Raw genomic sequence first — 5668 nt, 5'->3', positions numbered from 1 at the left:
CGAGATAGCTGTTATAGTCTCGTGGGCTCGGAGATGTGTATAAGAGACAGGGTTCTCTTCAATTTGCTGGACAACGCGGCCAAATACGCGCCAACAGGCTCGCTGATCCAGGTGGGAGCGTCGCGGGAGGGCGGTCGGGTGCGCATCGAGGTGCGGGACGAGGGCGACGGCATCCCGGCGGCGGATGTCGAGCGCATCTTCGACAAGTTCTACCGCGTCCAGGCCCAGGACCGGCAGCGCGCGGGGACCGGGCTGGGGCTGGCGATCTGCCGCGGCTTCGTCGAGGCGATGGGCGGCACCATCGCCGCCGGCAACCGTAGGGACCGCTCCGGCGCCGTCTTCACCCTGACCATGCCCGCCGCCGCGGCTCTGCCCGGCCTTGAGGAGCCCGGCCTTGAGGAGGGGGCGCTATGAGGTCGGACACCCTGCCGCTGCGCGTCCTGGTGGTGGACGACGAGCCGCCGATCCGCCGCTTTCTGCGCACCACCCTGTCCGCCCAGGGCTACGACATCGCCGAGGCGGAGGACGGGGCGGGCGCGCTGGAGGCGGTGCGGCGGCGCCCGCCGGACCTGCTGGTGCTCGACCTTGGCCTGCCGGGGATCGGCGGGCTGGAGGTGATCCGCCGCCTGCGCGCCGACGGGGTGGCCGCCCCGATCATCGTGCTGTCCAGCCGTGCCGACGAGGCGGGCAAGGTGGAGGCGCTGGACCTCGGCGCCGACGACTATGTGACCAAGCCCTTCGGCATGGACGAGCTTCTCGCCCGCATCCGCGCCGCCCTGCGCCACCGCCTGCAGCAGCAGGGGGAGCGCCCGCTGTTCCGCAGCGGCGACCTCGCCGTCGATCTGGTCCGACGGATCGTGACGGTCCGCGGCGCCGAGGTGAAGCTCTCGCCCCGCGAATACGACCTGCTGCGCCTGCTGGTCGCCCATGCCGGCAAGGTGCTCACCCACCGCCTCATCCTGAAGGAGGTCTGGGGCGCGGACACCGACGTGCAGTATCTGCGCATCTACATCCGCCAGCTCCGCCAGAAGATCGAGGCGGAGCCGGAGCGCCCCTCGCACATCCTGACCGAAACCGGCGTCGGCTACCGGCTGCGCGCGCCGGATTGATCCCGCCCTCACATCCGTTGCAACCCACCGCTGCACGCTAAACCTGCTGCGCCGTGGCTGGATTCGTGCGACAGAACCCCCAGGGCCGCTGTTTCAGGCGCAAGCCCCAAGAAAAGAGATGACCGCACACCCCTATTGAGCCCAACCGAAGCCTTCGAAGAGATTTTGATATGGAAAGCGTCGATCTCTGGTCGCAGCTCACCGCCCTTGGGCAGGTGGTCGCCATCGACCTCGTTCTCGCCGGCGACAACGCCATCGTGGTCGGCATGGCCGCCGCCGCCGTTCCCATGGAGCAGCGACGCAAGGTGATCGTCTGGGGCATCGGCGCCGCCATCATGCTGCGCATCTTCTTCGCCCTGATCACCACCCAGCTTCTCGCCATCATCGGGCTGACGCTGGCCGGCGGCGTGCTGCTGCTGTGGGTCTGCTGGAAGATGTTCCGCGAACTGCACTCCGGAGGGGCGGACGAGGTGACGCCCGACGAGGCGCTGGCCGGAACCGGCTCCGGGGACGCCGCGGTCGGTGCGGCGGTGGCCACAACCACCTTCGGCGCTGCGGTCTGGCAGATCGTGGTGGCGGACGTGTCGATGTCGCTCGACAACGTGCTGGCGGTGGCCGGTGCGGCCAAGGATCACCCGACGGTCCTGGTCATCGGCCTTCTGCTCTCCGTCGTCCTGATGGGTGCTGCGGCCAACATGATCGCGCATGTGCTGCACAAGCATCGCTGGATCGGCTGGATCGGCCTCGCCATCATCACCTACGTGGCGCTCGACATGATCTGGCGCGGCGGCAACGAGGTTCTGGCCCAGGCCCATCTGCTCTGATGCATCAGAATGTCCCTCCCCCGCTCAGCGGGGGAGGGCCGGGGTGGGGAAAGCCTGCCTCATGCCGGGGCTTTTCCGGCCTGCGGCCGCCCCCTCATCCTAACCTTCTCCCAAGGGGGGAGAAGGAACGGTGGTCCCTCCCTCCAGCAACGCCCGCAAATCCTCCTGGCGCTGGACCATCCGTACCCCCAGCGTGCCGTCGCGGCCCCGGATCGACACGTCCCGGCGCTCCAGATGCTCCAGCCGCCGGAGCCCCGCCAGTTCAGCGGCCGCGTCGGAGAAGATCATGGTGGCGCCCAGCGTCTTGGTCATCTCCTCCAGCCTTGCGGCGACGTTGCCGGTGTCGCCGATGAACTGCAGCGATCCGTCCTCCGAGCAGGCCACCGCCCCGACCACGGCGAGGCCGGAATGCACCCCGGCCCCGAAGGCCAGCGGTTGGTCCAGCTCCTCTGCGAGGTCGCGGCTCAGCACCTCAATGTCGCGCCACAGGTCGGCGGTGGCGCGCAACGCGCTGGCAGCCGCCGCGGTGGGGTCCTCCTCGTTGGCGAACATGCCCATCACCCCGTCGCCGGCGATGGCGATGACGTAGCCGCCGTGCCGCCGGATCGCGTCGGTGACCACCTGGACGTAGCGGGTGACGATGAACAGGGCGTCGAAGGGAAGCCGTTCCGCCGCCAGCGAGGTCGATCCCCGCAGATCCACGAACAGCGCGGTGATCGCCAGCTCCCGCCCGCTGTCCATGGGGGCGGTGACGGCGAAGGTGCGGCCGTTGTCCCGCGCCGACAGCAGCGGCGTCACCGACAGCGGCGCCACCGGGCGGAGCTGGCAGGCGAGACGGACGGCGCGCGGCGCCTTCATCCGCTCCAGCACCGCCCGCTCGGTGGCGTTGGGCGGCGGCAGGGCGTCCACCCCCTCGGTTACCCGGATGCGGCAGGTGGAGCAGCGGCCCCGCCCGCCGCACAGCGCGGTGTGCGGGACGCCGTTGGCCCGGCTGGCCTCCAGAACGGAGGTGCCGCGCGGGACGGTCACTGTGCGTCCGCCGGGATAGGCGATGCGCACCGGGCTGGTCGCCCGCGCCCGCCAGTTGCGGTACTGCCGCATCCCCAGCGTGCCGACCAGCAGCAGGACGTAGGTGTTGAACACGCCGCCGCTGATCACCGCCAGCGTGGCGCGGTTCTCCGCCTCCGGCGTGCCGGCGGGGGGCGGGCGGAACTGCTCCAGATAGGCGGGGTCGGCGGCGGCCCGGCGCTCGGCGTCCCAGCCGGCGTTGACGATCCCGGCCAGCGCCAGCAGGGGCAGCAGCATGGCGAAGGCGCCGAGCAGCGCGGCGCGGCGCCGGTACCAGGGCTTCGTCATCAGCCAGCCGCGCACTCCGATGCAGCCGTGTATCCACACGATCACCAGAAGCAGGAGCTGGCGCCACAGCAGGGTTTCCGGCGCGGTGATCCAGTAGAGGACGATCGCCCGCGGGTAGGTCAGCGGGTCGTTGTAGAGGTCGTCCGACAGCATCCCGGCCATGCCGTGGGAAATCAGCAGCAGTGGGATGCACAGGCCGAGCCCCAGCTGCCACGCCTCCCCGGCTGGCATGCGCAGGTGGCGCCGCCGGTACAGCGCCCACAGCCCCAGCCCGGCGTGGGTGACGAAGGAGCCGGCGAGCAGCGCCTGTCCCGGCAGCGTGTCCCAGGCCCACAGCAGGGTGCGCCGCGCCACCTCCATTCCCGGAAGCAGCAGCAGCCCGGCGGCGTGGGCCAGGAAATGGGTGATGACGAAGGTGAACAGCGTCAGGCCGGTGAACAGGCGCAGCGGGCGTTCGATCCGGCGTTTCATGAACGGGTCCCGGTCATGAACGGCTCCGGGCGGCGATGGGACGTTCGTTCATGTTGGTCGGCGGTCTCGGGCTGTGGGTCTCGGCTTCTGCGTGGCGTCCTTCGGCATCCTATGAGATCATCCCGCGCCATGCCACAGCCCGACACCCATTCCCGTTCATGAGGCGCCGGACCGAAACGCTGGCCGGGGCGGCGCTGTTCCGCTCCCTGTCCCCCGACGAGTTGCGGACGCTGGAGGACCGTTGCGTCTGGCGCCGGGTGGAGGCCGGGCAATGGATCATCGATTTCGAGGATGAGGGGACCGACGTCTTCGTCGTCGCCGCCGGTCTGGTCCGGGTGACGATCCGCGCGATCTCCGGGCGGACGGTGATTCTGCGCGACATCCCCTCCGGGGAATTCTTCGGCGAGCTGGCGGCCATCGACGGGAAGGCCCGCTCCGCCGGCATCGTCGCCGTGACCAACGCCACGGTCGCCTGCATGCCCGCCCCGCTGTTCCGCGACTGCATCCACCGCCACCCCGACGTCTGCGACCAGGTGATGGTCCTGCTGGCCGGGGAGATCCGGAAGCTCGCCACGCGGGTAAACGAGTTCAACACGCTGGACGTGCGCCACCGCATCTACGCCGAGTTGCTGCGGCTGGCCCGGCCGGACGGGCGGGGGGAGCACAGCGCCACCATCTCCCCGCCGCCGCCCCACGCCGACCTCGCCGCCCGTGTCAGCACCCGGCGCGAGGCGGTTTCGCGGGAGCTGAGCGCGCTGGAGCGCGACGGGCTGCTGGAGAAGCGGCGGGGCGCTCTGATCCTGCTCGACACCCGCCGCCTGCGGGAGCGGGTCCGGCAGGCGGCGGAGGAGGATTGAAGGCGGGTCTTTACGCCTTCACGGCCTCGGACTCGATGATGATCTGGATGTCGTCGCCGATGTTCGGCACGCCGTACTTCATGCCGAAGTCGGAGCGCTTGATCGTGCCGCGGGCGGAGAAGCCGACCGTGTCCAGCTTGCTGGCCGGGCTGACACCGTCCTTGTTGAAGGTCACGTCGAGGACCACCGGCTTGGTGACGCCCAGCAGGGTCAGGTCGCCGTGCAGCTTGCCGGTCTTCTCGCCGGTCTTCTCGATCTTCGTGCTCTTGAAGGTCAGCTTCGGGAACTCCTTCACGTTGAAGAAGTCCGGCGACTTCAGGTGCTCGTCGCGCTTGGCGTGGTTGGTGTCGATGCTGGCGGTGTCGATGGTCACCGACAGGCTGCTCTTGTCCGCGGCGTCCTTGTCGAAGGACAGCTCGCCGGCCACCGTGTTGAAGCTGCCCACGGCCTTTGAGAAGCCCAGATGGTCGACGATGAAGACCACGGCGGTGTGGGCCGGGTCCAGCTTGTAGGCGACCGGGGCGGCCTGGACGGTCATCGGCAGGGCGACGAGGGCGGACAGGGCGGCGGCGGCGAGAAGACGCTTCATGATTCGGAGTCCTTTGTCGGATTGAACGGGATGAATGGGGTGGGTCAGTAGCCGGACACGTCGGAACCGGCGGAGAGAAGGAAGGCGACGCCCACGGCGGCGACGGCCGGCACCAGGGCGAGGACGGTCAGCGCCACGGTGCCCATGGCCCGTCCCGCGGCGGTGCGCGGCAGGGGCAGGCGGTCGCGCAGCCGGTCGGCGAAGAAAGCCGGCAGGACGAGCAGCAGGGCTTCGGCGTGGGCGGAGGAGAAGAAGGTAAGGGTGGCGGCCAGCAGCACCAGGATGCCCAGCGCGGCCTGACCGGCGTTGCCCCAGGCGTGGCGCTCCACCGGCCAGTTCCACAGCAGCAGGCCGCCGGTGGCCGCGGCCAGCGCGAAGGCGAGCTGGGCGACGGAGGCCGAGGCGCCGACCAGCGCCACCCCTGTCTCTTATACACATCTGACGCTGCCGACGATTATACGC

At 70.0% G+C, this 5668-nt stretch carries 7 protein-coding genes; 4 read left to right on the top strand and 3 right to left on the bottom strand.

All coding sequences use genetic code 11. The features are described from left to right. From Q4I23_RS30055 to Q4I23_RS30045, 3 genes are all read left to right on the top strand, one after another. Positions 1-414: sensor histidine kinase (locus tag Q4I23_RS30055; RefSeq protein WP_498528651.1), on the top strand; the 414-nt coding region annotated here is incomplete at its 5' end. Then, positions 411-1109, top strand: coding sequence for a response regulator (locus Q4I23_RS30050; RefSeq protein WP_454016303.1), 699 nt, complete (start codon positions 411-413; stop codon positions 1107-1109). The genes Q4I23_RS30055 and Q4I23_RS30050, both read left to right, overlap by 4 nt. Positions 1110-1279: 170 nt before the next feature. After that, complete coding sequence (locus tag Q4I23_RS30045) at positions 1280-1933, top strand: TerC family protein (RefSeq protein WP_237907494.1); 654 nt, start codon at positions 1280-1282, stop codon at positions 1931-1933. A gap of 99 nt (positions 1934-2032) precedes the next feature. Here Q4I23_RS30045 and Q4I23_RS30040 read toward each other — a convergent pair whose 3' ends face one another. Beyond that, entirely contained in the window at positions 2033-3760 is a 1728-nt protein-coding gene (locus tag Q4I23_RS30040; RefSeq protein WP_454016304.1) for an adenylate/guanylate cyclase domain-containing protein, read from the bottom strand. Between the two features lie 158 nt (positions 3761-3918). Here Q4I23_RS30040 and Q4I23_RS30035 point away from each other — a divergent pair, with 158 nt between their 5' ends. Then, complete coding sequence (locus Q4I23_RS30035; protein ID WP_498528650.1) at positions 3919-4617, top strand: Crp/Fnr family transcriptional regulator; 699 nt, start codon at positions 3919-3921, stop codon at positions 4615-4617. A gap of 10 nt (positions 4618-4627) precedes the next feature. Here Q4I23_RS30035 and Q4I23_RS30030 read toward each other — a convergent pair whose 3' ends face one another. Continuing rightward, positions 4628-5206: a YceI family protein gene (locus Q4I23_RS30030; RefSeq protein WP_454016306.1), complete on the bottom strand. Its 579-nt coding sequence runs from the start codon at positions 5204-5206 to the stop codon at positions 4628-4630. A 44-nt stretch (positions 5207-5250) separates the two neighbouring features. Further along, positions 5251-5625, bottom strand: a complete 375-nt coding sequence (locus Q4I23_RS30025; protein WP_498528649.1) for a hypothetical protein — start codon at positions 5623-5625, stop codon at positions 5251-5253. Positions 5626-5668 lie beyond the last annotated feature (43 nt).

It is taken from the genome of Azospirillum sp. UFLA03-27, from assembly GCF_059803775.1.
The sequence above is the reverse complement of the archived record's forward strand: the minus strand, read 5'-3'. Positions and strand labels throughout refer to the sequence as shown.

Bases quoted from the DNA above. Each gene is read 5' to 3' on its own strand.
- Q4I23_RS30050 (WP_454016303.1), top strand. From the start codon at position 411: ATGAGGTCGGACACCCTGCCGCTGCGCGTCCTGGTGGTGGACGACGAG.
- Q4I23_RS30045 (WP_237907494.1), top strand. From the start codon at position 1,280: ATGGAAAGCGTCGATCTCTGGTCGCAGCTCACCGCCCTTGGGCAGGTG.
- Q4I23_RS30040 (WP_454016304.1), bottom strand. From the start codon at position 3,760: ATGAAACGCCGGATCGAACGCCCGCTGCGCCTGTTCACCGGCCTGACG.
- Q4I23_RS30035 (WP_498528650.1), top strand. From the start codon at position 3,919: ATGAGGCGCCGGACCGAAACGCTGGCCGGGGCGGCGCTGTTCCGCTCC.
- Q4I23_RS30030 (WP_454016306.1), bottom strand. From the start codon at position 5,206: ATGAAGCGTCTTCTCGCCGCCGCCGCCCTGTCCGCCCTCGTCGCCCTG.